This window comes from Oceanithermus profundus DSM 14977 (assembly GCF_000183745.1).
GTDB classification, from domain to species: Bacteria; Deinococcota; Deinococci; order Deinococcales; family Marinithermaceae; genus Oceanithermus; species Oceanithermus profundus.
Map to the genome: position 1 here is coordinate 77,333 of NC_014753.1, position 21,431 is coordinate 98,763.

Below are 21,431 nucleotides of genomic sequence, written 5' to 3' on the forward strand. Positions count from 1 at the left end.
GCCCCGACCCGCGGCAGCGGGTCGGGGGCTATGGGTCGGTGCCGGAAAGGCACCTCTCGCCAACCAGGGACCGGCTAGGACGCCCGTAAGCGGTTCGCCCGGTGTCTACCCTTGGCGACAACGCCTCGAGGCGCTTCTGCGGCCTCTGAGGAGCTCGAGGCGTCTACGCAGTCCCCTTCAGGCCACCCGCCCCTTGAAGGGGGCGCTCGAGCCCGTACCCGGGGGCCGGGCCCGCGCGGTTTGCGGTAGGGGGGTAGACCTTCAAGACCAAGGGGGATCTGGGTAAGCAGTGCTTCCCCCTCCGCCTTCCCTCGCTGCACCCGAACGACAGTGAGGGTGCAGGCATCGCCCGATCAGAACTCGAGGAGCCGGGACGCCGTCATGGCCGCTGCCGTATCGAAACCCACAAGTCAGTGCACGCTCGAAAGGTGGCGCTCGAGCCCGCCTGCCTCCGCGCTGCGCACTTGGGGGTTCTGCTATGCCGCAGCATCATCCGAGGGCAGGGTGCCGATACGGTGTCGAGCTCGAGCTGTAGTTACGGTCCAAGACCGGACCCGCTAGGGGACGGTCTTGGACCGGCGGTAAGTTTCCCGGTTATATGTAGTGTAGGGTAGGCCAGCTACGAAAAATACGGTGGAACACCGCTGCAAAGCCGTGGGTTTAGGAGGCGGTGTAAGACCGCAAATCGCGCAGGAACATGAGGGCGGTAGTACACCGCGTATGGTCCGTTGAAGCAGCCCCACCAGTCAATGGCGGCGGGAGCTTGGTTGCCGCCCGCCGCCAACAAGGATAAATACTAAGGGCTAAGACTTCTTGCGCGTAAGCAAATCAAGTAGCTTGCGGGGAGGTGCAGGCGTTGGTTCGCTGTGGCCGACCACCTCCTCAAGCGCCGTGACCTGGCCGGTTAAAGTGGCCAGCACCGACTTAAGAGTCTCGAGCCATGCCTGTACTTCCTCGAGCTTTTGTCGCAGTTCGAGCTGCTCCGTTTCGAGGGCTTCCACCCCTAGCTTGAGCTCTTCTAACCCCGTGCGCAGCTTTTCTGTAGGCGGGGTTTGCGCGGCGCGCTTCTCGGCCTCGGCTACCCGACGCTCGAGCTGCGTGATCTGCTGCCGCTGAGCGGCCAGCTCTCTTTGCAGTCGTTCTACCGCCTGACCCGCCTGCGCTCCTTGTTTTACCGCCTGCTCGATCGCGGCGAGTCTCTGCTCGATGGCGGGAGCCATGTTCCCGGGTGTCGGAGTGCGAGACATGCCGCTGTGCATGCCCGCCACCTTGGCCTCCAGAGCTTCGATTCGTTGCACCAGCCCTTCGGCGAATGGTGCGGGGGGGATGGGAGCGTGTCGTCTGGATGTGCCCATGTCCGGCTGGGGTTGCGGTGGGCGCTTCGGAGCCTCTGTGTTCTTCGCAGGACTGCGCTTGCTTCGGGCTTCAGCGGGCGGCGCCCCGGCGTTCTTCTTGGCCGGGTCGGCAGGCGGAGCTACACTCTCTTCCTTGCGCTCTGCTCGTGCGCCCCCCTCAGGCGCGGCTGACTCCCTGCGCCGCCTGGGTGAAACGAACCCTGAAGGGGAAGGTTCCGAAATCACCGAAACCGTCGGCGCATTGCCGTTTGCCCGTGGCTCGGGCGGCGCGACCTTCTTGATGGCGTCGTCGCCCGGCGGCTCAGGTGTGGGCCCTTCTGGGTTCTGAGCGCCGGGTTCCCGAGCTCCCTCCTCGTTCGCTTCGGCGTTATGTTGGTTCTGCAAAACCCCTCGGAGCTCTTCGATCTCCTCCGGGCCGTACACTTCTCCTTTGGTTTCCTCGAGCGCACGCAGCAACTTGGCGGGGTCCATCTCCACTGCCCCGAGCCGCGCGAGGGCGAGCATCACGTGCTCCCGGGCCCGCTCCGGCAGCAGTGTCTCTTCGCCGTCTTGCGGAAGGGGATAGTAGTGCTTGCTGTACAGCTCGATCAGGGCCGCAAACTGCCTGGCCTTGGTGCCGCTGAAGGGGTAGGCGACCCTACTTGCTGGCGTCAACTCCTCGTCAAAGGGCCACATTCGCGCCTCCATCACCCTTAAGGGTCGGGCTCCGCAAACCCTTCCGAACCGTCAAGCCTGCACCAGGCGGATAGTCGGGCTCCCCGTCGGCCCAGTGGCCGATGCGTTGCCCCTTGACCGGCTCACCCGCTAGCGCGCGATCGACTGCGTCGGCTAAGTCCGGTAACCAGTAGAACTTGCCCTTGGCCCGCACCTCGAGCAGCGACTGGAAAGCTGGGCGGGCAAGGCGCACACGACTGTTTAGATCGGGATGACCTAGCAGGGGGGAGTAGTGCGCATTCTCGATCACGTCGAAGATTCCGTACCCGTGGACCGTGGCGATGACCTGTACGCCGCGCCGGGCGGCGGCCTCCACTTCGGGCACGTCGCCGTGGTACCCCACCTCGTCAAGGATCAGCACGAGCGGGCCATGGTTGGCGATGGCCCGGCGAATCACCTCGGGTTGCTTTGCGGGGTTGGGCACCTGGTGCCAGCGTGCGTGACGAAGTTCGTGAATCGGGGTCTCGCCCACGCCGCCGATCTCGTTCGACGTGTCGATGATGTTCAGGTGTGGTCCGATCGCGTCTGCGAAAGCGGCCGCCACTGCCCTGAGGAGTGTCGTTTTTCCCGACCCGGGCGCACCTACGATGAGGACGGATCCTTTACTCCGAAGCAGCTCGAGCTTGAGCGATTCGGGAAGGGCGCCTGGGAAGTGGCGGGCTACGCGAACGGTGAAGCCCACGATGTTGTTCATGCGATCGAAGATGGCGCTCACGCGGTGAGCCGTTCCGTCGATGCCGGCACGGCCGTCATCTTTGATCCCTGCGAACTGCTGAGCGATGCGTTGGATGTCTTCGCGCGCGGGGATCAGGTCTTCGTACTCAACGAACCGCCGTTCCCAATCGCCCCACGACACGGTTAGGGGGCGCCCAATTTGCAGCGTCGCCTCGGAAAGATCGGGATGCTCGCGGAACGGACGCCTGAACTTGGCGGGAAGGCGCTGGATGAGGGCTTCCAGGTCTTCGGGGAGCTTCTCGCGGTTCATTTGGTTGCCACCATGCGCCGTTTTTTCAGATGTTCATACACGTAAAGCACGTTGACCACGTACTGGCGGGTACTTCGAGGCGGCTCGTAGGCCCGCCCGGGCCCGGCGTTGTAGGCTGCGAGCGCCAACTCCCAGCGGCCAAACCGGCGGTACTGAATTGCCAGGTATCTTGCCGCCGTTTCGAGGTTAAGCCTGGGGTCCCAGAGTTTTTGCGGGTCGACCCCCAGGTCGCGCGCCGTGCTCGGCAGAACTTGGCCAAGCCCGATTTCGCCGTCCTTGCCACGTGCATTCGGGCAGTAGCGGCTCTCGACCCAGACCAGCGCCGCCAGCATGTCGGGGGGGAGGTCGTGGCGGGCCGCAGCTTCCGCGGTTAGCCGGTAGAGCTCGGCTGGAATGTAGCCACAGGCAAGACTGCTACCGGCAAGCACCGCAAGTGCGACAACGAGGGTGCGCACGATCAACCCCGTTCTTTCTCGAGCACGTCCCTCAGGTCCTCGAGCAGTAACACGGCTTCGCGAACCCAGTAGAGCACGCCGACGGAAACAAGGGCCAGTACGCCAACCGACCAGTTCAGCCAAATCAAGCTAACAGCGCCGCCAACGAAGCCCAGTATGAGCAATAGGGTGGTGAGGTGATAGGAAACCATAGGGACAATCTAGAAGCCCTTCCCGCGCGAATGGGCGCAAAAAATGCGAGGGGGTTGCCCCCCTCGCTCCCGGGCCTTTCTTCGTTCAGGGCGCGTATGGAGGTGAGCGGTACAGGGCGTCCATGAATGGCCCGAGGATCTTGTTCCTGGACTCCTGCGTGTTCTTGATGTAGCTGTACGTGCTTCGCTCAGGGTCGAAGACTCCTTCACTGATGAGGGGCGTTGAAACGGTGTAGATGCGGTACTCGACCTTGGGGACGATGCGCCAGGGAATTGGAATGGTGATCTTCTGGCCGGCTACGGTGATGGGGATGTTGATGTAGCTGACTTGGTGTTCGAGGCTGATCCGATCAAAGAAGAGAATCGGCGGCTCAGGAACTTCTCCCTTGACCACCGCAACGACAGGGAAGGGACTGTACTGCCCCATGAGATCCTGCGTCCACCGGGGGTCGCGTGTATCGATGTCGTGCTGCTGAACAAAGAGCGCAGGCATGAAGGGCGGAGGCGGCGACAAGGGCCATCCGTCTTCGGTGGTCAGGACCGCTACCCCGGGAACGAGCGGGTAGAACTGCTCCGCATACTTGACGATGGGGAAGCGGGGTGAGCGGCTGTTACGCAGGAGGGCCGGGTGGAGCTTGCTCAAGTAGGCGGCGAATCGCGGATCCAGCTCCCCCGCCGAGACGTAGACGAACGAATATGCCTCGTCCAGCAGTCGCAGGAGCTCGAAAAGGCTTCGGAAGGTGGTCCCCTCCTCGGCGACGTCTTCCCGTAGCGATTCGAGCTCTTCGATCTTGGCCTCGAGCTCCGCGCTCAACTCTTCAGCTTGCGCGGTGAGCTCCTCGATTCGCTGAAGCTCGTCCTCGGTGAACTCACCGTCTGCTCGGGCCTCCTCCACGAAGCGCTGAATGGTGTCCTCGAGCGCCTGAGCTCGTGCGGTAAGCACAACGATCTCGGACTGGAGCGCCTGGATTTGAGCAAGCCGCTCTGCTTGGTCGTCCCCTTCAGCCCAGGCGAGACCAAATACTGCGGCTACGAGAAGAAGGAAGCGGAAAAAGGTCCTCATTCGGAACCTCCCAGGCCAAACTGTTTCAGGTACAGCTTGGCTAGCGCCCCTGATGGCGCTTCGACGAAGGCTTCGTATTCGTCGACATACGCGAAGACGCTTCCATCCACGATCACCAAGGGCCCCGCGTATCCGCCCAGCAGAGCGGCTCCGCTGCGCTCGAGCCTTGCTAGGGCAGCGGAGTGATCATTGGTTAGCAAGTAAACCTTTACCCCCTCGTAGCCAAGTTGCGCGAGAGCCTCGGCGGTTGCGTCGTCCAGATTCTCAACGGAGACCAAAACAATTTCCTGTGCATGCGATACTCGCTCGAGAACCTGGCCCCAATCGAAAGCGTTTAGCGGTGGCGGCTGCTGGGCCATGACCTGGGCAAAGGCGAGCGACATTAGCAATGCGAAAAACGTTTTCCGGCGGGCCTTCATTGCTCCTTACCTCCATACATCGACTCGAAAACTGCCTCGAAGGCTTCCAGGGCCCTATCTGCGACCTCGTCTAGGGGGTTTCCTTCGGCGATCGTGTAGCCGGGCGGGGGTTGGGGAACGTATTCATAAGGCTGGGCCCGAAGGAACACCTGCGAAAACCATTTGGCGTGGCCATGTTCGCGCACTACCCGTACCGAGCCCCCAGGCTTCCAGACGCCATCACCAACGAGCACGATCCCGCGGTGGATCAAGATGCTCGTCTTCATTCGCGGCGCCAGGCGCACGATCAGCCCGGGCACTGTGCTGAGGTGGCGGGTGTAGGCATCAGGATCGAAGGCTGCTCGGGCGTCAAGAACCATCGAAACGATGACGCCCGAGTGGGCAGCCCGAGCAAGTGCGAGGGCTATCTCTTCGTCTTTTATGCTGGGCGCAGCCAAGAGCAAGACGTCGCCAGGCTGCGCGCGAGAAATTACCTCGAGGGGCGCAGGTTGTGCAAAAACAACCCCCAAGATTGTGATAAGGGCGATTAAAGCGCGGATACTCCACCTCCTTCGTTGCGCGCGAACAGTTCACCGTAGCCCTGCTCCAGCGATTCGTCGCGCAGCATTCCGTAGGCGAGGCGACCCCTTGGCAGGGCACGCCACTCGTTGGGATTCGTAACCCCCAAGGCGAGGAGATCGGCCACGCGCTCTTCTCCCCACTTGGAGAGCGGGGTGCTGACGTGCACGAAGATCGAGCGTGAGGGTTCGTCGACGATGACGAGAGCCACACTTTGGGCGGCCACACCTCGAGCCACCTTGCCCATCTCCTCGAGTTTTTTGAGCTGCCCGCGGATGGCGGCGTTTTCACGTAGCCGTCGCAGTAGGTCGTCTTCCAGAAGGGCCAGAGCGGCGCGCGTTAGCACCCAGCCGTCCCGATGCCTGGCCACCCAGCCGCGCTCCACCCACTCGTCGGACAAAGCCTCCCGGGTAAGCCCGAGTACGCGCACCATGCCGATGTTGCCCTCGCGATCGCGCACAGCCTCGAGGGGCGCCGTGGCGTCGATAAGCTCCTTGACCCAGCCCAGGAAGCCGGTGATCGAGGCGTCCTGCTCGCTTCGTCCGTTCGCGTTCTCGTCGCCGCGCTCGCTGTAGTGGGCCTTCCACTCCCTGGCGTAAGCGAGGGCGTTTTGTTTGATGCTTGCCCAGTTCCGATGCAGAGGGTGGCGGGGATCGTCCAGCAGTACGGCTTGGTAGATCACGAAGGGCACGTAGTGCATCTTGGCCAGTACGGTACCTTGTTCGGCCCGCTGCATCTCCTCCCTGGAGTAGACCGGCTTCTTGCCCAGCCGCCTTGTTTGTTTGGCTTCCACCTCGTGCACGGGGGAGAGTTGGCGCATCAGGGCCTCCTCGACGATCACCTTGTCGCCCACCGCCTTCTCCAGGTCTTCGCGTGCCTTGTCGCCGAGACCGCCAACGTAGAAAATCTTGGTTCCGGTGTTGTTGCCCGTGAGCTCCTTGAGGCCCTCGGGGCCGTATATGGACTCGATGGCGGCCCGGTCTTGAATGATGATGTGGAAGGCGACGTTCATCGACCTGAACAGCGCGAGGCCTTCGGAAATATGAGGGAGCTCCCCGAAGTTCTGGAACTCGTCAAGTACGTAGTGCGTTAAATAGGGGAGCTCTCCGCCGTGGTTTTCCACGGCGGCCTGGTAGAGGCCGTCGTCGATCCAGATCTTGAGCAGGCGCATCAGCACCTTGTTCGAAACGCTCATCACCTTGGTCTTGGGAAGACCAATGTAGAGAAGCGAGGGCTTCTCGAAAATCGTTGTCAGGGACAGGTTTTCCCCCGGAGCCCCTCGAGAGGTGGCGCGGTCGACGTTGGGATCTTCGAGGAAGACCGCGATCTTCTTCCTCAAGGAGCGCATGTACTCGGGGACCCCCCGTATCTTGCTCTCTTCGCCAAAGATGACCCGCCCCCACTTCCATGGGTCGTTGGCTGGGCTGGTTGCGTACCGGCTTGCTTCTTGTAAGACGTCGGCGACCTGTTTGGGGTCTCCCGTGTTGAAGAGCTCCACGATCTCGCTCATGCGAGCGGCTCGGCCTTCGGCGCGAGCAATGAGCGCCACGGCGAGGGCCGCAACCGCGAACATCTCACGGTCGATGTCCCGGTAGAAGTCCACCGACTCCTCTTTGGCTGGCGCGATCAGCGCTTCCGCCAGCTTGGTGGCCGTCATGTAGTCCACCACCATGTCGAGCAGCGGTATGCGCGGGGTGTCGGGATCGTAAGGAGCGTAGGTGTACACCGGGCGTTCGAAGTGGCGAAAGATGGGCAGCACGTCGACCAGACCGCTTGGCTCTCCGTACTTCTGGTCCCAGGCGATCATTCCCTGGCGGTGGTGTGCTGCGCTGATCGCCAGCGACATGACGTAGGTCGAAGTCTTACCCTCGCCCGTCCCGGCTTCGACGAGCACGTGCCGCGCTAGTTCTTTTGGGGGGAGCTGCACGTACTTTTTGGGCCGCCCCTCGAGCAACCCCAGGAAAACGGCCCCATCGCTCAGCCGCCCTTCGCCCAGGTAGCCATGCTTCTTGAGGTCGTCCTCTTTGGCGAGGCCGCCTTCCGCCGGCAGTTCGGGTTTTCTCCCGGGCCAAAAGGCTACGGCGATGAACGACAAGGCGGCCGCCGCAGCAGATGCGAGCGGCCAGCGGTAATCCGGTGCATGGACGCTCTGGTAGTAGCGGTAGATCTCCATGCAGTTGGCCCCAGGGTGCTTCGCGTCCCACGCGTAGCAGCGCGACAGGAACGAAATCGGGTTGTCGTAGCGGATCACCTTGTGCCAGCCCGAGTCGTAGGTCGCGCGCGTGGCCGCGATCACGCTGTTGGCGTAGCTTCGTGCGGCAAGAACCCCCGCCAGGACCATGAAGAACAGGCCGATTAGCAGCGGTATGTACAGGGGGCGGCCGAGGAGAGCTCGAGCGGGGTTCACGCCTTACCTCCCCGACCGGAGCCGGTTTCGTTGGTGTGTGGGCGTGGGTTGCGCACCAGTTCGGTCTCAGGCGTGACGGCCATTCCCGAACCCCCGCGCCCGGGGTTGGTGGGCTTTTGCCCGGTTGTTAAAGCAGGGGGCGCGCCTCCCTGGGGTAGCACCGGAGGCGTACTGGCGGGGGGCAACCGACCGCCCGGAGGCGGGGTGCTTCCACCTCCGCCCCCGTACATCCCACCACCAGGCGGTTCGGACGGGGGTTGCGGTTGGGTCGGGGCCCCCGTTTGCGGACCCGATCGCCCCATGCCGCCGCGAACCGCAGGCAGCAACCCGACGGCCGCCCGCCCAGCCAACACGGTTTCGAAAAGGCCCGTCGAAACAAGTACCTGGCCGATGACGGTGGGCACCGCAGTTGCGGCGATGCCCCCCACGATAAAGAGCATGAACAAGCCTCCCAGGATCAGAAGGGCGCTCCACAGGCTTATTGCGACCAGGGAAAAGGCGTCCTTCAGCCATTCGAGGAAGCCGCCGCCCCCCGTAGTGTCGGCCAGCTCCTTCCAGCGGTTGATGACTTCTTCGACGGGAACGCCGATGAAGATCTGTGCCGCCAGGCCCACAATCATGGGGACCAGGAGGGCGGTGGCAAGGGCCGAGATGGCCATGTTGAACCAGCGGGCCATGAAGAACGAGCCAGAGCGCGGCGAAAGGGCTAGCATAGCCAAGGCGATCGGCCACGCAAGTTTCAGGAGGATCACGGTCAGCCCCGTGGCCAGGCCCAAGACGTAGAACAACCAGAGCATGCCCATCAAAGGGATGCCCACCCAGTTGGCGTAGTTGAGGGCCTTGTCCATTCGGTTGCCAAGCGACTTACCCGAGGCCAGCTCTTTCTGGGTGGCGGCCTCGATCTCCTCGGGGGTCAATCGCCTGAGCAGGCGTTCGTGCAACTCTTGGCCGATCTTCGTGCTCGACCACCCCTGCTTGGCTGCCTGGGTGTTTACTTCTTCGTAGACCTCGGCGGTAATGCGCTTGATTGCCGCCTCACGAGCGGCCTGCTCGACCTTTAAAGCGGCCACCTTTACGGCTTGCGCACCTACGCCGCCGGCGATGAGGCCCATCGTCGAAAAATAGGTGTTTCCCCGCTCGAGGATGTCGTCGAGGCTTTGCTTGGCCGCGTTATAGCCGGTTGAGTACGCAATGCTCCAGCCGGACAAAAGCAAGGTTCCAACGTAGGGCGAGGCGAAGATGAGGCCGGCGATCGCGAAAGACCGGAAAAGGGCGGGGGCGATCAGGTCTGGGCGGCCGCGAAGCGGACCCATCGTTAGCGCCCAAAGCGCGGTGATGATGACGAGCCCGCCGATTATGGGGAAGAGCAGCGACTCCAGGGGGGAAACCAGGGAGCCGTTGAGCGTCGCAAGGAACTCGAGAGGGCTGCTCATGGGCACCCCTCCTCCCACCACCGGGGCTTCTTGGCGCAGGACGTGTCGAAGAGCGCCTCGGCATTTCGGATCAGGCTCTCCCCCTGCTCCGAAAACGCGTCGTGGAGACCTTCAAAGTAGGCCGCGTCGGCTAAGGCCTCTTCGATGAGTTCGCTTTCTTGGCCAGCCACCTCTTTGACGGTCTGGCTGGCCACCCTGTTGATCTGTTGGTTGGTGTAGACCTGCTGTTGGGCCAGTTCGGCCAGCGACATTTGCACGGCCGCCAGCGAGGCGGTGTTGGACTCGAGGAGGGAGCTCATACCCTCCGCCAGGACCTGCACTGCGGCTCGGGTAGAACTCGCGTTCTGGGCGTTGTCTGCAAGTTCTTTCGCCCGGCTGGAGGCGTCCTTCGCGGTTGCGGCGAGCGAGTAGTCGCTGGCCAGACGCTCGGCGCTCGCCTGGGCATTCGCCAGGATTCGGGCGCCCTCGATCTGGCGCTGTGCGTCTTCGTTGCGTCTGGCTTGTTCGGCAGCCTGTATCGACGACTGGGCATAGTCGAAGGTTTTCCTCGAGGCTTCCGCAATGAATTGAGCGATTTTTTCTCTGCGAGCTGCCCTTTCGCGGGCGCATGCGTCAGCCAGGGCGCCGTACTCGTCGTCCATTGGCGAGGTCACCACGAGCCTTTCGCAAGGCTGGGGCGTCTGTACGGTTTCTGCTAGGAGCTCGTTCATCGAGACCTCTTCGCCGTCGATCTCGACGCGAAGATCGTCTCCGCCCTCGTACTGCAACAAGCTCCGCAGCTCGGCGATCATATCGTCGGATAGCGCCCGCTTGAGCTCGTCTACCTTTCCCCAGGCTGCCTGGTAATCCTCCCGGAACTGCTCTGGGAGGTTGGCGATCTCCTCGAGCTTGTTGAGAAGTTCCGGGGGTAGCTCGACGCCGCTAGCGATGTCCCGGGTAAACCCCTCCACCACGTCCACCAAGCCGCCGGTAAGACGCTTGCGAACCTCACCTTGGCCTGCGTCGACGAACTGCTCGACGTTGGTCCCCAGCTCCTCGAGGAGCGTAGCGATCTGACACACCGCGGTTACGTTGCTGATGGCGCAGGCCTCGTCAAGGATGTCGTTGAGACCCACTTCTGCCCTCGCGGTCGATGTTGCCGCGAAGCCGAAGAGTAGGAAAGCGCCGAGAACGATTTTGGCTCGTTTCATCTCGGCGCTAGCGTAGCGCTTGAAGGCGCGGGAATGGGGGGGTTTTCGGTTCAGCTAGTCGGCTACTCCGTTGCGGCGTGGACTTCCGGGTTCTTTTCGTACCCCGCCAGAACCCTGAGTGCGGCGTGGAAGCTGCCCAGCTTCTCGGCAAGCTCGTTGCGCCTGCGGGCTTCGTCTGCCCTGGTGGTGAACGTCCAATAGCTTAGAGGGTCCACCTCAACCTTGAGCACGTCCCCGATTTCCCCTGAGACCGCCTTCAACCAGAAAAGCGCGTTGCGTCCGGTTTCGCCGGGCCTTGGGGGCGGTACGTCAAGGAGGTTTTCGGGCACCCCCGGCAACACCTCCTTCTTGGTTCCCAATGGATCGTCCGTACGTAAGAGCGCAACGTGGCTGACGTTGGTGAGAATGGCCGCCGCGTGCTCGCCGGTAAAGTCCGCAAGCGACTGACTTACGGCCCAAGCGGCGACGCCGAGCGTTCGGCCGGCGCGGAAGAAGGCGTGTACGAACGACGCGCTGCGTTCGTCCTGAAGAAGCGCCCAGGCCTCTTCGAAAACGATCAGCTTGCGTGCGTAACGGCTCTTGTGGATGATCCGCCATGTAAGGTCGGCGACGGTCAGGATCGTGATGGGGAAGAGGTCGCTCAAGGTCTCTCCGTGCTCGACTACGAAGTAGACGAACCTCGCCGCATCGTCGATCGGAACGGTCGTCTGACCGTCGAAAAGGCGTCCCCGGGGGTGGGCCCGCGTCCAGCGCTCGAAGCGCGTCGCAAGCGAGTTCGCGATCTCACGCTCCCGCTCGTTTAGGGTTCGGCCACCAATGACGTTGAGCTGGCTCAGGGTGCGTACGTAGTCGCTCATCGTCACCCCGGTGAAGACCTTCTCGATTCCGCCGTCGTCCGTTTCGATCTCGTCCACGGCCTGGGCGTAAACCTGAGTCACCGCGGCCGATTTAATGGCCTCTTCGATGGCGCCCACGGTTGGGTCATCCGAAGGGGGCACCATTCGGTTCAAGAGGGCCTCGAGGAAAAAACGCTTCACCTCGTCAGGCTCGGTCGAGCCCTCGGGAAGGTCAAAGGGGTTGATGACCGTGTCCGAGCTGGGGCCGAAGTGGATCCGCGTCCCCAGGCCTCGCTCCGCGAAGAGCCGGTACATACCGTCGTAGGAGTTGGGCTTCTCGTCCACGGCGATGGCGATGGCGTCTCCCGTCTTCAGCAGCTCGAGCATGCGGGTTTGCACCAGGAACGATTTCCCCGATCCCGAGCTCCCTGCGATGATTGCATGCGAGTTGGGCACCTCCCCGTGGTCGTATACGTTGAGCCCCACGAGCGTGTTCCATTGGGTTCGGAAGACTTCGATGGGTTCGGGGTGCCAGTACGTCCAGGGCGCGCGCCAGGGCCAGAAGCGGGCGGCATCCGTTTCGATGTAGAGCTTCCTTCCCTTGATCTTGAATGCGCTAAAGGGCAGGGTTTCGAGCCATGGAGAAAGTGCGCCTCGATCGAGCGGCAAGAAGGGCGTTCCCACGATTCGGCCGGTAGCGCTGAGCAGGGCCGTGTGCCGCCGCTCGAGCTGCTCCTCGTCCTTGTCGAAAAGGGCGATCCTGACCCCGACGCGAAAAACGCCCTCGCCCGTGGAGGCGATCCGCCTGAGCATCTCGTAGGCTTGCTGGGATCCCTCATCCGCCTCCGGGGAAGGCATGTCTCCGACCCGAGCGTCCTGAACCCGGTCGGTGTAGATCTTGCGGAGTCGGGTGCTTGCGGCCGCGCTGTCCAGGCGCTCGTAGTCGATCACCAGCAAGTAGGGAGGCTCCACCGCGAAGAGGGCAGCTTGCACCGATCCGAACTCGAGCTCTGGGGGCACGTCTGCGAGGTGGTAGAGGCGGATAAGGGTGTCGCCCACCTGCAAGCGGTCGAGCCGCCGGTTGTCGATCGGGGTCCTTACCAAGCGGTCGCGGAGCGAAGTGCCGACCTCGGCGGGGTCGAACTCTGTGCCCTCGTCCGGGATGGCGGGCGGCGCGTAGGGCGGGGGCTCGATTTCGGGGTTCAGGTACTCGAAGATGAAGCGGAACAGCTCTTCGTCGCTTAGCGGCTGGGCCTCGATGCCGCCCATCTCGAGCGCTGCGCGCAAGCGGAAGCGCGCCATTTCGACGTCCTCAAGCCACTCGAGGTACTCGCTAGGGGTGAAGGGCACGTACTCGCGGCGTTTCAGAAAGGGGAGCACTTCGGATACCGCAACGGCGATGGGGTTGGCAGAACGGTGCATGGCGCGCGGGGTGCCCACTTCGATCGAGACGACGAAGTCGTAGTCGTAGAAGGCGCGCGATCGCGACAGCCGCTCGAGTTCGTCGTTGCGCAGGTGCCCTATCTCTGCAAGCGCCGGCTCCCGAGCGCGTATCTGCTCCCGGTATCCGGTTAGGTCCGGGCCCTCGGCCGGCTGCACCCGGAAGTACAGACGAAGGCGCTGGTTGGGCTGGATGGCGTTTCGGAGCGTCGACTTGATCTGCTGCAAGAACCCCACGAGCTCTTCGTAGCCCATGGATGAGGCGGCCGGCGGGCGGATCCTGAAACCAACCTCCCCTAGGCCGTTACGGTTGAAAACGACGCCGTCGCGGATGTGCCAGTAGGGCAGCAACTCCTGGAGCGAGCGCGTTTTCGCATCCACGCAGTTGGGGGGTGGCGCCTCGTAGGAGCGAGGCTTTGGTCTGTGCTGGGGTCTGCGCTTAGTCGCCATAGACGATCAAGGGATGATGGTGCTCATCGGGGCGGTGGGCGTAGTGATCTGCCTGGGTGCTGACCCAGTCCAGGTAGTAGGAGGCGTTTGGGCCCGGCAGGGCGCGCTTCACGGCCTGCCAGAGCATGTATCCGAGGATGGTGCCTCCAATGAAGCCCAGGGCGGAACCTGCCCCGCCAAGAACGAGCCGGGCCACCTGGGCCATCACGCCCGCAAAGGAGAAGATGACCATGATGTCCGCGTACGTGATGGCAAGAGGGCCGGGCAGGTAACCCGGCTGGTCGATCCGGAAGGTCTTTCCGCGCAGCTCCATTAGGGGCTAATCGTGGGGGGGCCACCCACCAGGGCCTCGAGGAACGGAAGCCCGACGCTGTAGCCAATGATTGCAACAAGTGCGCCGCCCGCCCACATCCACCAGTTCTTGTGCCCTGCGGCCTTCATCGACAGGCCCCAAAGCAGGGCGCCCAGGGCGGCGGCGTAGAAGATGACCTTGAAGACCGTCGTAGCGAACCACAGCGTGGTGTCTGCGGTTTCCCGCCCGATGTTGCGCACGGTTCCCAGGACGTTGCGGAAGTTGTCTTCGGTGGTCTGAGCCAGCGCAGGCGCCGCAACCACCAGGGCGAGAACGGCCAAAAGTGCGATGGTCATGGGTGTGGGTTGCAGTAACCGTTTCATATCGCGCCCAATATAGCAACGGGCTCCGGCATAATGGGCGCACAAAATGTTGAGTGACGAAGAGCGGCTCGAACCAACTCACGAACGCCTGCTCCCCACACCCCGGGGGGCGTTGGTGCTGCTGTACCTAGACCGCATCGGGCCGCTTCACCAAGGCGACATAGAGCATCTTCCCGGCGGGCTCGAGGGGATGCTCCAGCGCGTAGACGCTCCCGTAGGCCCGCTTTTCGTTCTCGGAGTCGAGGGCCGGCGCTACCTTGGCTACAAGAATCCCTGGAAGCCGTTGAGCATGCGCTACGTCACCCGGCGCTTTGCAACCCGCCGTTTGATCGAGGAGCTGAGACGAGAGCGTCCCCTCGTCTACAAAGAGCGCTTTCGCGGCTCGGTCCTGTTGCGCGATGTGGTCAGCGGCGAACGCTTACTCGTGGCTGGCTATCCCATGCCGCCATCCAAACCTACTCTGCTCGAGCTGTTTCGCAAGGGCCGTGAATTGGGGGCCAGGGTCACGGTTGCCTTCGACCGCCCTCGCGGGGGGCGCCCCTTCAACCTCGTGCGCCAGGGAGCCGTCGAGTTCAGGCGCTTGCGCGAACTCCCGGAGCTGCCCGCTATGACCCTCGAGCTCGTCACGGCTCGACCGTGATGGTCGGCGGCCGCTTGAGTCCGAGCTCGCGTGCCAGGCGCTGCACGTAGCCAATCCTTGCAGGCCGGAGCACCCCCCATATCTGTCCGTCGTAGGCGAGATCGTAGTGCTTGAGCTTGGCCGTCACACGGTCACGCGGGTAGCGTCCGGCGTCGAACTCCACGGCGATTCGCCCGCGTTTGCTGTTCCATACGGCATCCGGCTCAAGGCCGGTGTGGTCTGTTCGGGTCGCGTTCGCCGCCCGCCATGCTGTTGCCGGCACCTCGAGAATCCGCCGCATCTCGCCCACCATGGCGGCGTGCATGACCAGACCGTCGTCCGCGTCGGCAAGCTCGGGCGAGAGGAAGACCGGCACCTCGAGGCCGTAGACGTGCAAGACGCGATCTGGCTCGGGGAGTGCCCCCGAGACCCAGCGGCGCGCCTGGTTCAGGGTCAAGGCCCCGTCGCTTTTCAGAAGATCAGCGAGCGCCATCGACGGGCTGAGGCGACTGACGTACAAGGATTCGCACCGGCTCCCCACTTTTGATCACGAAGATGCGCGAAATTGCCTTCTCTTCGATGGGCAGGTCGAACACTTCCGCAAGCCGCTTGGCCACTACCCATTCGATTTCTGCTGGCTGAGTTTCTTCGACGCGGTTTCCCTCGGGGTCCACGTACACCTTGGTGGCGCTCTGTACGCCCTTGACGTACTCTGCCACCCCCCCGAGAGCTGCTCGCAGGGTAGAACTCGCGAGGGCGGGCGAAACCTCCTTCGCTTCGACTTTGACCCCGTACACCCGGTCGGTGCTGAGTACGCTGGCCTTGGTTCGGTAAAGGCGGCCGTTCTCGACAACTTCGTCGAGCACGATCATCGCGCGACCGCTCGCCCCTGCGAGTTTCGCCACACCAAGCCAGACCCGGCCATCCTTGTCGCGCACGCTGACTGGGGCTTCGGGGAGGCCGGTGGCCAGCACGGGCGCGGCTTCGATCTTTCCCTCGAGGAGGGTGCCGGGCGTCAGTGGACTCGTGGCCCGGGCAAGGTTGCGAGATGGGGTGGGGCTCGAGGGAACAGCGGGGACCGAGAGGCGGCGGTCTGCGGTCGGCCCCGAGGCGCGCGGGGCAGGTGACATCCTGGCGGAGCTGGAAGCCGATGCCAGGGCGACACGTGAGGCACTTCCCTCCGGCGTTTGCTCCATGGCCATTCCCCCGGTCAGCTTTGTCTGGCTAGCCATTCCGGTCCCCCCGAGGGCCGGGCTGCTGCCGCCCATGCCCCCGGAAAGCGCCTGGGCCTTTCCGGCGCCTCCCGCAGCCGAGCGCCCCGTCACGGCTACGCCCCCGCTGAGTGCGGCTGATGCGCCGGAGCCGCCACCCGTGAGGGCGAGGCGAGCACCCCCACCTCCCGCTAGCGGCGCAACGCTTGCGGCGACGCCGGGCCCTTGCTCCGCCCCGTCGACGCCGTCGAGTCCGTAGGCGTAAAAGTCGCCTGCGGGGTCCTCGTAGCCGCCTTTCGCGCCAAAGCTGGGCGTTGGCACGGTAGGCTCAAGCGGCTCGTCTTGAATGGGCTGAGGTTCAGGTTCGCTTTGGGGTTGCTCAACCTGCCCGAGGTTCACTTCCGGCTGCGCGCCTTCGCTCGGCCTGGCTGCGGGCTCCTGGGTTTCCACCGGAGGCGGCGCGGATCGCGCAGGGCGCGCTACGGAAGGCGGGCGGAAGCTGTTCCACATGAGGAATCCGATCAGGAGAACGGTGCCAGCGCTGATGAGCATGAAGTGCTTGGCGCGCGATGGGTGCCGGCGACCCTGTTCGTCCCGTTCGCTCGTGAGTCCCCCCTTGAGCTGGTTTACCTTTTCGGTCACCTCCGCCTGCTTGGCGAACTCCTCTGAGGGCACGGCCCCAACGACCGTGGCGTAAAGCTCGCGCTGCAAATCCTTGTGGCCGCCTTCGCCTAGATCGTTAATCAGGGCCGATAGCTGGGTGGGCGTAAGTCTATCGGGTACCGTTCGCTGCAAGGCGTCGCTGAGGCGGCGCCGGAGTTCTTCGGGGATTTGTCTCTCGGCTGCCATTAGTAGAGGGGGTCTCCTTTGATACCCGGGATGGGCCACCCTTCAGGGACGGCCTCCCAGCCGGTGTGCGCACGGGGGGCGACGTGGACGATGGGCAGGGGGATTGGGATGGGTACCGGTACGGGTGGGGTGGTCGGGGTGAGGCAGGCCACGAAGAAGGTGGGCGTATGCGGGGAAACCTCGGTGTCGGTCTTGGTGTACACCCGCATCATCGGCACCACGCCGTAGGCCTGGTACTCCTCGGGAAGAGCTGCCCCGGTTACTCCTTCGGGGACGGGTCCCCCGTTCTTTCCCGCCCAATACTGGGGCTTGCCTTCGGGGAAGATGTCGCCGCGGGTGGTGATCGTTCGCTTGAGGGCCTCGAGCTGGGCAAGACCCGGGCCGTCTTCGCTGCGCTCGTCGTCGGGCAGGTTGCGCAGCACCTTGCGCAGTTCCCTGGGGATCCCCGGAAGGGCCTGGTTGATGTAGGCGGCACCGCGGAGGTCGGCGTCCTGAGCCTTCTCGGCCAGTTCCGCCCACTGCTCGAGGCTGCCCGCATCGAGGTTGATGACCGGGGCGATCGCCGACCCGCTACCCGGGAACAAGCCGTTTTCCCACTGAAGCGCCAGGGGGGCATGGCGAGCCAGGGCTGCGCCAACGTCAGCGTAGTAATCCACCAGATAGTTGGTGTACCCGTGAAGAATCGCTTCGGTGTAGCGCTGAAGCAGATCTTCCCAGTCCAGGTAGAAGCTCGGGCAGACCATCGGATACCACATGACGGGGGCGCTTGGGAGATCGCCGTCGCAATACTCTTCGGTGGGTAGTTCCTTCGCCGTGCCGTCCCAGGCGCCCAGGTACTCGTCTTGGGGCGCGGACTGGCACTTGAGCGCCGTGCCGTAAATAGCCGCGTCTACCCGATGGGCGACCCGCGCGTCGTACCTCGCCCAGGCTTCGGATAGGGCGCGCTCGAGCTTCTCGGCCTCGCCTTCGGGTACGTACGGTATGGGGTACTCAAACTTGCAGTCGCTGGGGAAGCCCTGGTCCCGGCAAGCGGTGTACTCGCTCAGGTCTACGACCTCGATGTGGGGGAGGCTGGCGCGGGGGTCTTCGGCGTCGGTGTCGAACTCGAGGCTGTCCCCGATGTAGGAGACCAAGCCTACGGGCGCGTCGCTGTCTTCGGCTGCTGCGAGCACACCGAGGAGGACCAGGATGAAGAACCACGCGCGCATGGTGCCTCCTAGAGCGCCCCGACGGTGATCTTGCGCGCCGGGCTGAGCTTGTCCGTGGGCCAGAACTCGAGGGCTACCCGGTAAATGACGCCGCTTCCTTCGTCCCGGACATTGAAGAAGACTTCAAGCGGCCCGGCCTTGGCATCCATGATCTGCACGGTCATGGTCAGGGCGCGGGTGGGGGGGACGACGTCTTCGGGGGGCGTGCGGATGAGGAGGTACTCGAGCAAGTTGCCATTCTGGCGCACCTCGAGCTCACCAGGGTCGATGACGAGGTTGGCGACCCCGGTATTCGCGATGGATAGGAAAGCTGCCACTTGACCCGGAGCCACGAGACGGGCGCTGCCTTCGACCTTGGCCCCGGCGAAGGCGATCTGCCCGCCCTCGTTGGCCTCGGCCACCTTCCGGACGGCTATCTGCGGTGTTTCGGTGCTGGTGGCGGCAGGCTTGGTTGGCGCAGTGTAGCTGGGCGTCGACGATGCCCGCGGCTGCGTGGGGGCGGTGACCGACACGGGCGCAGTAGGTCTGCGATAGGGCAGATGCTCTTTGATGATGTACTCCCGCGGCTGCCCTTCGGCCACGACCTCCACGATGAACTCGAGGGACTGGCCGTTGACGAGCACGTGCAGGTCGGTACGTCCGGCCCGCTGGAGCGGCCAGATGACGAAAACGTTGTCCTGGGCCTTGATCTTGAGCAGCGGCTCGTCGCCCAGGTAGTAGTCCTCGATCCTCCCCGGGAAGCGCAACACCGTGGTGAAGTGCGGGCTCACCTCGATGATGCCCGCGGTGCTGGTGAGCTCGGGGGCGTAGTAGACGGTGGTGGTGCGCGGGCCGGTAGGAGCCGCGGCCTGTGCGAGGGCGCTCAGGCCGATGGCAACGAGAAAAATCAGTGTTCGCATGGGTCGCATCCTCATATCGAGTGAACTGTACACAAAACGCGCCCATTAATGGGCGGCGTTTTTGTAGCTTGGGGTCGCTATGCCGATGAGCTCTACGTATTTCCTCTTCCAGGCGGTCTTTTCCCTCGCCATCATGGCCTTCTACGGGTACCTCGCATGGGTCGTGGCGCGTTCGTTGAGTCGTATGGCGGACGCGTCGGAGGAGATCGCCAGCGATCTCAAGGCCCTGCGCGAGGCTGCCGGCAAGGGAAAGTCCTTCGATGTCGGTAACGGCGTCTTCGGCCCGAAGCAATAGGCCCGCGTCCGCCGTGGATACGGCACTTGCTAACACCTTAGGGAGGTAACGATGCGCAAGAACAAAGGCTTCACGATGATCGAGCTCATGGTGGTGATCGGCATCCTGGCGATTCTCATGGCCTTCCTGCTGCCCCGGATCGCCCGCGCCCAGAAGTCCGGCAACGACCAGGCCGCCATCTCCTACCTGCGGGAGATCTCCCAGGCGGAGGCGCAGTACCGCGGCCGCACCTTCACCTACACCGGCAACATCGCCGACCTCCAGGCCCTCGAGCCTCCGCTCCCGGCCGCTCCTACCGGGGTCACCGCCGCGTTGATCAGCGGCGACGCGACCGGCTTCTGTGCGGTCGCGCGTCACGATGACGGCACCTACTGGCACCAGGCGACTCAGGACGGCATCAAGCCGATGTCCGTCAAGGCCAGCGCCGCCCAGCCGACCGCCTGCGAGTAGCTCACGGCGTAGGCAGGCATAGCGGCCCGGGGAAACCCCCGGGCCTTTCCCATGCTTGTGCTTTAGCGCTGCTTATTCCCGAACGATCTTGGGGGCCTCGCTGTGCGGAACAATGCCGATGACCTGCGCCGCCGTTCCTGTGATCGGGAACAAAGCCGAGCGGAGGGTGGCGCCCCGTGCTTCACGTGAATCGAAGTAGTGATGCAGCACCACGCCGGTGATTCTGCGCCCGTCGGCATCGTCGAACCCCCAGGGCGCGTAACGTTTCGCCGCGATCGTCCCCAGGAGGTCCAAGGTGGCCGGCGGGGCCGAATAACTCGAGGGTTTCACGACGCCTTGTACAGCCACGAGGTTGGCTGCGAGTTTCCAGGAATGGCCAGGCGGCACATCGAGGAGTACGTTGCCGCCCAAGGAGACGAGCGTGAGCTGGTCGTCTACCGTAGTGTCGCACTGAGAGTAGATGGTGTTCGAGTCGGGGTCGCTGTATCGCTGGCAGGGCGTGTTGTTGTAGAGGAGGGGACCCGTCACCGTTAGGTCGCCGTCGGTGAAGATGCTAACCGGGCCGTCCAAGGCGGGCTCGAACGCGTCAACTGGCTCGAGTCCGCGAAGATCCCCGCGGACGTAGATGCGGCCGTTGAAGTTGGCCTGCTCTTCCGTCCAGGTAGCCCCACCGTCCGTCGAGGATTCCAGCGCGCCCCCGATCGTGAATCGGTACTGGGTTTCCGTCGCGCCCTGCTTCACGTAGAGGTAATGCCGCCCGTCGCTGCCGTTGTAGCGCATGCGGATGCGATCCACGTCACCGCTGAACTCGAGGGCGCCACTCGGGGCCCTGTAGTAGTTGGACAAGGGGGGTGGGGTGAAGGGTGCTGACCAGTCGGCCCCCGAGGTCAATCTAGGGCAGGCCCCGGGGTAGCAGGGCGCCTGCGGGTTGACGATCTTATTTTCCTGGAGGCGAACCCCAGCGAAGGAAACCTCACCGGTGGGGTTGCTGTGGACGAAGACGGTACCAAGAAGTAGCGGTTCCCCGTCGAAGCGTACCGGGCCGGGAACCGCCACCGCCCCTTCGATCAGGTCGTTGTTGCCAAAGGCGACCAGGCCGCTCGTGGGAGGATCTTCGATGTACGTCGAAAAGTGCATGGGGTTGGGCACGGAGACGTGCGCTTCGAAGTAGCCCTTGAACACGGCTACCGCTTCACCTTCAGCATCCTTCGCCTCGACGAGCGCCACGTAGGGGATGGCGTACACCTGCGGGTAGTAGTAGTAAGTCCCGCCTATCCCGAAAGGTCCGCTAACGAAGGTGTTTGCCGCGCCCCCGATCAGGTAGGGGAGGCGCGGCGGGGTTACCCCGGGTGGCAGAGGTTCCCCGCAGGCCTCGTTCGTAAAGGCCACGCGCATGCGGGTACCCTCGACCCAGTCGCAGTAGAGGCCGTCGGCCACTTGCTGGAGCGCGCTGGCCAGGTCGGCCTCCTTGTTCTCCAGATAGTACGCGCCGTTGCCCAGGTTCAGCTCCGTCTGGGCGGCCACCTCGTGTTTGAGCTTGGTCACGACGTGGCCGCGAAGGAGGTGTGCCTGGGCGCGCGCCTTGGCCTCGAGCGCCTGCGTGCGCTGTTCGAGGCGTACGGCCTGGCTCCGAGTCGTCGTTACGAACAGGTTGAAGGCGGCGATGGCGCTGAAGAGCAGGCTCAGCATGAGCACGACCAGCATGATGCTGCCGCGTGCGTTGTTCATT

The 21,431-nt window shown here is 63.8% G+C and carries 21 protein-coding genes; 3 read left to right on the plus strand and 18 right to left on the minus strand.

Going from position 1 to position 21,431, the window contains the following annotated elements; all coding sequences use genetic code 11:
- Nucleotides 1-803: 803 nt before the first annotated feature.
- From OCEPR_RS12680 to OCEPR_RS11820, 13 genes are all read right to left on the minus strand, one after another.
- Nucleotides 804-2,030: a hypothetical protein gene (locus tag OCEPR_RS12680; RefSeq protein WP_013449764.1), complete on the minus strand. Its 1,227-nt coding sequence runs from the start codon at nt 2,028-2,030 to the stop codon at nt 804-806.
- The gene (locus OCEPR_RS11765) at nt 2,017-3,054 is read right to left on the minus strand and encodes an AAA family ATPase (protein WP_013449765.1); all 1,038 of its coding nucleotides are present in this window, start codon (nt 3,052-3,054) and stop codon (nt 2,017-2,019) included. Before OCEPR_RS11765 ends, OCEPR_RS12680 begins: the two co-directional genes overlap by 14 nt.
- Nucleotides 3,051-3,509, minus strand: a complete 459-nt coding sequence (locus tag OCEPR_RS11770; RefSeq protein WP_013449766.1) for a lytic transglycosylase domain-containing protein — start codon at nt 3,507-3,509, stop codon at nt 3,051-3,053. The genes OCEPR_RS11765 and OCEPR_RS11770 overlap by 4 nt, the downstream gene beginning before the upstream one ends.
- Before the next feature lie 2 nt (nt 3,510-3,511).
- On the minus strand, nt 3,512-3,700 hold the full coding sequence (locus tag OCEPR_RS11775; RefSeq protein ID WP_013449767.1) for a COX20 family protein: 189 nt from the start codon (nt 3,698-3,700) through the stop codon (nt 3,512-3,514).
- Nucleotides 3,701-3,785: 85 nt separating this feature from the next.
- Nucleotides 3,786-4,763 (minus strand): tellurite resistance TerB family protein, encoded by a 978-nt coding sequence (locus tag OCEPR_RS11780; RefSeq protein WP_013449768.1) that lies wholly within the window; start codon nt 4,761-4,763, stop codon nt 3,786-3,788.
- Nucleotides 4,760-5,182: a hypothetical protein gene (locus OCEPR_RS11785; RefSeq protein WP_013449769.1), complete on the minus strand. Its 423-nt coding sequence runs from the start codon at nt 5,180-5,182 to the stop codon at nt 4,760-4,762. Before OCEPR_RS11785 ends, OCEPR_RS11780 begins: the two co-directional genes overlap by 4 nt.
- Complete coding sequence (locus OCEPR_RS11790) at nt 5,179-5,625, minus strand: hypothetical protein (RefSeq protein WP_148229362.1); 447 nt, start codon at nt 5,623-5,625, stop codon at nt 5,179-5,181. Before OCEPR_RS11790 ends, OCEPR_RS11785 begins: the two co-directional genes overlap by 4 nt.
- An 83-nt stretch (nt 5,626-5,708) precedes the next feature.
- Entirely contained in the window at nt 5,709-8,147 is a 2,439-nt protein-coding gene (locus tag OCEPR_RS11795) for a type IV secretory system conjugative DNA transfer family protein (protein WP_013449770.1), read from the minus strand.
- A complete protein-coding gene (locus OCEPR_RS11800) occupies nt 8,144-9,580 on the minus strand; it encodes a hypothetical protein (RefSeq protein ID WP_013449771.1) in 1,437 nt (478 codons plus the stop codon). Before OCEPR_RS11800 ends, OCEPR_RS11795 begins: the two co-directional genes overlap by 4 nt.
- The gene (locus tag OCEPR_RS11805; protein ID WP_041554952.1) at nt 9,577-10,770 is read right to left on the minus strand and encodes a hypothetical protein; all 1,194 of its coding nucleotides are present in this window, start codon (nt 10,768-10,770) and stop codon (nt 9,577-9,579) included. Before OCEPR_RS11805 ends, OCEPR_RS11800 begins: the two co-directional genes overlap by 4 nt.
- A 62-nt stretch (nt 10,771-10,832) precedes the next feature.
- Complete coding sequence (locus OCEPR_RS11810) at nt 10,833-13,301, minus strand: VirB4 family type IV secretion system protein (protein WP_041554953.1); 2,469 nt, start codon at nt 13,299-13,301, stop codon at nt 10,833-10,835.
- Nucleotides 13,302-13,485: 184 nt separating this feature from the next.
- Nucleotides 13,486-13,809: a hypothetical protein gene (locus tag OCEPR_RS11815; RefSeq protein ID WP_013449774.1), complete on the minus strand. Its 324-nt coding sequence runs from the start codon at nt 13,807-13,809 to the stop codon at nt 13,486-13,488.
- Entirely contained in the window at nt 13,809-14,171 is a 363-nt protein-coding gene (locus OCEPR_RS11820; protein ID WP_148229364.1) for a hypothetical protein, read from the minus strand. The genes OCEPR_RS11815 and OCEPR_RS11820 overlap by 1 nt, the downstream gene beginning before the upstream one ends.
- A gap of 115 nt (nt 14,172-14,286) precedes the next feature.
- Here OCEPR_RS11820 and OCEPR_RS11825 point away from each other — a divergent pair, with 115 nt between their 5' ends.
- A complete protein-coding gene (locus OCEPR_RS11825) occupies nt 14,287-14,811 on the plus strand; it encodes a hypothetical protein (RefSeq protein WP_187288520.1) in 525 nt (174 codons plus the stop codon).
- On the opposite strand, the gene OCEPR_RS11830 is transcribed toward OCEPR_RS11825, so the two are convergent.
- From OCEPR_RS11830 to OCEPR_RS11850, 4 genes are read right to left on the minus strand one after another with little or no spacing between them, the layout of a single operon-like run.
- On the minus strand, nt 14,795-15,283 hold the full coding sequence (locus OCEPR_RS11830; protein ID WP_013449777.1) for a replication-relaxation family protein: 489 nt from the start codon (nt 15,281-15,283) through the stop codon (nt 14,795-14,797). The genes OCEPR_RS11825 and OCEPR_RS11830 overlap by 17 nt on opposite strands.
- Nucleotides 15,270-16,850 (minus strand): hypothetical protein, encoded by a 1,581-nt coding sequence (locus OCEPR_RS12685; RefSeq protein WP_013449778.1) that lies wholly within the window; start codon nt 16,848-16,850, stop codon nt 15,270-15,272. Before OCEPR_RS12685 ends, OCEPR_RS11830 begins: the two co-directional genes overlap by 14 nt.
- Entirely contained in the window at nt 16,850-18,058 is a 1,209-nt protein-coding gene (locus OCEPR_RS11845; protein ID WP_013449779.1) for a hypothetical protein, read from the minus strand. The genes OCEPR_RS12685 and OCEPR_RS11845 overlap by 1 nt, the downstream gene beginning before the upstream one ends.
- Before the next feature lie 8 nt (nt 18,059-18,066).
- Nucleotides 18,067-18,957: a hypothetical protein gene (locus OCEPR_RS11850; RefSeq protein ID WP_013449780.1), complete on the minus strand. Its 891-nt coding sequence runs from the start codon at nt 18,955-18,957 to the stop codon at nt 18,067-18,069.
- 79 nt (nt 18,958-19,036) lie between these two features.
- Here OCEPR_RS11850 and OCEPR_RS11855 point away from each other — a divergent pair, with 79 nt between their 5' ends.
- Together OCEPR_RS11855 and OCEPR_RS11860 are read left to right on the plus strand one after the other, a co-directional pair.
- Nucleotides 19,037-19,252 carry a DUF8066 domain-containing protein gene (locus OCEPR_RS11855; protein WP_013449781.1) on the plus strand — a complete coding sequence of 72 codons (216 nt, stop codon included), beginning with the start codon at nt 19,037-19,039 and terminating at the stop codon, nt 19,250-19,252.
- Between the two features lie 51 nt (nt 19,253-19,303).
- The gene (locus tag OCEPR_RS11860; RefSeq protein WP_013449782.1) at nt 19,304-19,702 is read left to right on the plus strand and encodes a type IV pilin protein; all 399 of its coding nucleotides are present in this window, start codon (nt 19,304-19,306) and stop codon (nt 19,700-19,702) included.
- Nucleotides 19,703-19,774: 72 nt separating this feature from the next.
- Here OCEPR_RS11860 and OCEPR_RS11865 read toward each other — a convergent pair whose 3' ends face one another.
- Entirely contained in the window at nt 19,775-21,430 is a 1,656-nt protein-coding gene (locus OCEPR_RS11865) for a hypothetical protein (RefSeq protein ID WP_013449783.1), read from the minus strand.
- Nucleotide 21,431 lies beyond the last annotated feature (1 nt).

Excerpts from the sequence above, each read along its gene's own strand:
- OCEPR_RS11820 (WP_148229364.1), bottom strand. The coding sequence starts at position 14,171 with ATGAAACGGTTACTGCAACCCACACCCATGACCATCGCACTTTTGGCC.
- OCEPR_RS11810 (WP_041554953.1), bottom strand. The coding sequence starts at position 13,301 with ATGGGCTACGAAGAGCTCGTGGGGTTCTTGCAGCAGATCAAGTCGACG.
- OCEPR_RS12685 (WP_013449778.1), bottom strand. The coding sequence starts at position 16,850 with ATGGCAGCCGAGAGACAAATCCCCGAAGAACTCCGGCGCCGCCTCAGC.
- OCEPR_RS11865 (WP_013449783.1), bottom strand. The coding sequence starts at position 21,430 with ATGAACAACGCACGCGGCAGCATCATGCTGGTCGTGCTCATGCTGAGC.
- OCEPR_RS11785 (WP_013449769.1), bottom strand. The coding sequence starts at position 5,182 with ATGAAGGCCCGCCGGAAAACGTTTTTCGCATTGCTAATGTCGCTCGCC.
- OCEPR_RS11805 (WP_041554952.1), bottom strand. The coding sequence starts at position 10,770 with ATGAAACGAGCCAAAATCGTTCTCGGCGCTTTCCTACTCTTCGGCTTC.
- OCEPR_RS11845 (WP_013449779.1), bottom strand. The coding sequence starts at position 18,058 with ATGCGCGCGTGGTTCTTCATCCTGGTCCTCCTCGGTGTGCTCGCAGCA.
- OCEPR_RS11855 (WP_013449781.1), top strand. The coding sequence starts at position 19,037 with ATGCCGATGAGCTCTACGTATTTCCTCTTCCAGGCGGTCTTTTCCCTC.
- OCEPR_RS11850 (WP_013449780.1), bottom strand. The coding sequence starts at position 18,957 with ATGCGAACACTGATTTTTCTCGTTGCCATCGGCCTGAGCGCCCTCGCA.
- OCEPR_RS11780 (WP_013449768.1), bottom strand. The coding sequence starts at position 4,763 with ATGAGGACCTTTTTCCGCTTCCTTCTTCTCGTAGCCGCAGTATTTGGT.
- OCEPR_RS11815 (WP_013449774.1), bottom strand. The coding sequence starts at position 13,809 with ATGGAGCTGCGCGGAAAGACCTTCCGGATCGACCAGCCGGGTTACCTG.
- OCEPR_RS11860 (WP_013449782.1), top strand. The coding sequence starts at position 19,304 with ATGCGCAAGAACAAAGGCTTCACGATGATCGAGCTCATGGTGGTGATC.
- OCEPR_RS11830 (WP_013449777.1), bottom strand. The coding sequence starts at position 15,283 with ATGGCGCTCGCTGATCTTCTGAAAAGCGACGGGGCCTTGACCCTGAAC.
- OCEPR_RS11775 (WP_013449767.1), bottom strand. The coding sequence starts at position 3,700 with ATGGTTTCCTATCACCTCACCACCCTATTGCTCATACTGGGCTTCGTT.
- OCEPR_RS11800 (WP_013449771.1), bottom strand. The coding sequence starts at position 9,580 with ATGAGCAGCCCTCTCGAGTTCCTTGCGACGCTCAACGGCTCCCTGGTT.
- OCEPR_RS12680 (WP_013449764.1), bottom strand. The coding sequence starts at position 2,030 with ATGTGGCCCTTTGACGAGGAGTTGACGCCAGCAAGTAGGGTCGCCTAC.
- OCEPR_RS11765 (WP_013449765.1), bottom strand. The coding sequence starts at position 3,054 with ATGAACCGCGAGAAGCTCCCCGAAGACCTGGAAGCCCTCATCCAGCGC.